The following is a 2,608-nucleotide window of genomic DNA, read 5'->3' on the forward strand; positions in this document are numbered from 1 at the left end:
GCCGGTCGGGATAGCGGTCCTTCAGGTCGGCCAGTTCCTCGGCGAACATCACGGTGTTCGCACGCCGGTTGCCGTAGAGCAGGCTCACCTGCGCGCCGGACGCCTCCAGCAGCGAGGTGGCGATCGACAGCACCGGCGTGATCCCGGAACCGGCCGCCACGAAACAGTGATGCGCGGGGGTGTCCAATACCGGGCTGAACTTTCCCAGCGGTGGCAACACTTCCAGGACGTCACCGGGGCGCAGCGAGTCGACCAGCTCGGCGGAGAACAGCCCGCCGTCCACCCGGCGCACCCCGATCCGCGGCGCCGCGCCGGCCGGCGCGCAGATCGAGTACGACCGCCGCTCCTCGACGCCCTCCACATCCTGGCGCAGGGTCAGGTACTGCCCGGCCCGGAACGCGAAGCTACCGGCCAGCTCGTCGGGCACCTCGAAGGTGATCGCGACCGCGTCCGCGCACAGCCGGTCGATCCGGCCCACCCGCAGGGAATGGAAGGTCGGCCTGGTCATGTCAGAGCTCCTTCAGGTGCTCGAAGGGCTCGCGGCAGTCCTCGCACCGGCGCAACGCCTTGCACGCGGTGGACGAGAACCGGGACAGCTCGGTCGTCCGGGCCGACCCGCACCGCGGACACGCCACCCGGGCGCGCGGCGGCGTCAGGTTCAACGGCACCGGCCCCACCCGGCCGCCCACCCGCGCCGGCGGTGCGATGCCGTACTCGGCCAGCTTGCGCCGCCCCGCGTCGCTGATCCAGTCGGTGCTCCACGCCGGCCGCAACACGGTGCGCACCTCGACCTCGGCGAACCCCGCCGCGGCGAGTTGGCCCCGCAGATCCGTCGCCATCTCCGCCAGCGCCGGGCACCCCGAGTACGTCGGCGTGATCGTCACCACCACCCGGCGGTCGTCGGCCCGCACGTCCCGCAACACGCCCAGCTCGGCCAGCGTCAACACCGGCAGCTCCGGATCGACGACCCGCTCCGCGACCGCCCGCGCCCGGGCCGTGGCGGTCACCAGGTGGCTCCGGGCAGGGACCGGGCCAGGTGCTGGAGCTCGGCGAGCAGGTAGCCCATGGCCTCGGTGTGGACACCGTGGCGGCCGGACCGGCCGGCCACCGAGGACAGGGCGGGAACATCCGGGCGGGTCAGGCCGGCGGCGGTGAAGACCTGGTCGAGCACGGCGTCGACCTCGGCGGTCAGGGTGGCGGGGTCGACGGCGATGCCGGCGGCGGCCAGCCTGAGCTCGATCTCGTGCGGGGTGAACAGCTCGGCGGCCAGTGGCCAGACGGTGGCCAGGCCGGCGACCATGCGGGCGCGGGAGTGGTCGGTGCCGCCGGCCAGTCGCAGGGTCCACTGCGCGGCGTGGTCGCGGTGGTAGGCCAGCTCCTTGACGCCTTTGGCGGCGATGGCGGCAAGGACCGGGTCGCGGGAGCCGGTGAGCCGGTCGAACAGGGCCAGCCGCCAGGTCGAGAACAGCAGCAGGCGGGCGATGGTGGTGGCGAAGTCGCCGCCGGGGCCGGGGCCGCAGTCGAGCTCCACCAGGCGGACGTTGCGGAACTCGGGCTCGTCGCGCAGGTAGGCCAGGGCGTCCTCGTCGCGGCCCGCGCCCTCCACCTCGCCGGCCCGGGTGAGCAGCATTCTGGCCTGGCCCAACAGGTCCAGCGCGATGTTGGCGAGGGCGACATCCTCTTCGAGCTCCGGCGCGCGGGAGCACCACTCGGTGAGGCGCTGGGACAGGATCAGGGCGTCGTCGCCGAGCATCAGGCAGTAGGCGGCGAGGTCCGCGCGGTCCGCGTCCGGGGGAACCGCTCTGTCCACATCGGACAACGGGTCGTCGAAGCCGGTGCCGAACGCCCAGTGCTGCTCGTCGTTCGACTCCGTGATCGACTCGTAGGCGTTGTCGAAGCTCATGGCGCCTCCGCGGCGAAGAGTACGTCGGCGCGGCTCATAGGTGCGGCACGTCCTCGGGGATCGCGTAGAACGTGGGGTGGCGGTACACCTTGTCGCCGCTGGGTGCGAAGAACGGGTCCTTCTCGTCCGGGCTGGACGCGGTGATCGCCGCCGCCGGCACCACCCAGATGCTCACGCCCTCGTTGCGCCGCGTGTAGAGGTCGCGGGCGTTGCGCAGCGCCATCTCCGGGTCCGGGGCGTGCAGCGAGCCGACGTGGACGTGGTTGAGGCCGCGCTTGCTGCGCACGAACACCTCGTAGAGCGGCCAGGACGAACGGGGCTCCGTCATCGCACCTCCTGCTTGGCGGCGTAGGCGGCGGCGGCTTCGCGCACCCAGGCGCCGTTGTCGTGCGCGGCCCGGCGATGCGCGACGCGCTGGGCGTTGCACGGTCCGTTGCCGCCGACCACCTGGGCGAACTCGTCCCAGTCGATCTCGCCGAAGTCGTGGTGACCGCGCTCGGCGTTCCAGGCCAGCGCCGGATCCGGCAGCGTGACCCCGAGCTTCTGGGCCTGCGGCACGGTCATGTCCACGAACCGCTGGCGCAGCTCGTCGTTGGTGTGCCGCTTGATCCGCCAGGCCATGGACTGCTCGGTGTTGGCCGACTTCGCGTCCGGCGGGCCGAACATCATCAGCGACGGCCACCACCACCGGTCGACCGAGGCCTG

5 protein-coding genes are annotated in these 2,608 nt (G+C 72.6%); all 5 read right to left on the reverse strand.

The annotated features are described in order from the left end of the window. Window positions 1–508: FAD-binding oxidoreductase (locus tag VFO68_RS19870; protein ID WP_325159830.1), on the reverse strand; the 508-nt coding region annotated here is incomplete at its 3' end. A gap of 1 nt (window position 509) precedes the next feature. Further along, window positions 510–1,010 carry a 1,2-phenylacetyl-CoA epoxidase subunit PaaD gene (paaD, locus tag VFO68_RS19875; protein ID WP_325159834.1) on the reverse strand — a complete coding sequence of 167 codons (501 nt, stop codon included), beginning with the start codon at window positions 1,008–1,010 and terminating at the stop codon, window positions 510–512. Then, on the reverse strand, window positions 1,004–1,903 hold the full coding sequence (gene paaC, locus VFO68_RS19880; RefSeq protein WP_325159831.1) for a 1,2-phenylacetyl-CoA epoxidase subunit PaaC: 900 nt from the start codon (window positions 1,901–1,903) through the stop codon (window positions 1,004–1,006). Before paaC ends, paaD begins: the two co-directional genes overlap by 7 nt. Window positions 1,904–1,937: 34 nt before the next feature. After that, complete coding sequence (gene paaB / locus VFO68_RS19885) at window positions 1,938–2,231, reverse strand: 1,2-phenylacetyl-CoA epoxidase subunit PaaB (protein WP_325159832.1); 294 nt, start codon at window positions 2,229–2,231, stop codon at window positions 1,938–1,940. Further along, on the reverse strand, window positions 2,228–2,608 hold a 381-nt coding region (locus VFO68_RS19890; RefSeq protein ID WP_325159833.1), incomplete at its 5' end, for a Phenylacetic acid catabolic protein. The genes VFO68_RS19890 and paaB, both read right to left, overlap by 4 nt.

Origin of the sequence: Actinophytocola sp. (genome assembly GCF_035712165.1) — a bacterium.
In the GTDB taxonomy this organism is placed as follows: Bacteria; Actinomycetota; Actinomycetes; order Mycobacteriales; family Pseudonocardiaceae; genus DASYTH01.

Coding starts and splice junctions, on each gene's coding strand:
- paaC (WP_325159831.1), bottom strand. CDS start 1,903: ATGAGCTTCGACAACGCCTACGAGTCGATCACGGAGTCGAACGACGAG.
- paaB (WP_325159832.1), bottom strand. CDS start 2,231: ATGACGGAGCCCCGTTCGTCCTGGCCGCTCTACGAGGTGTTCGTGCGC.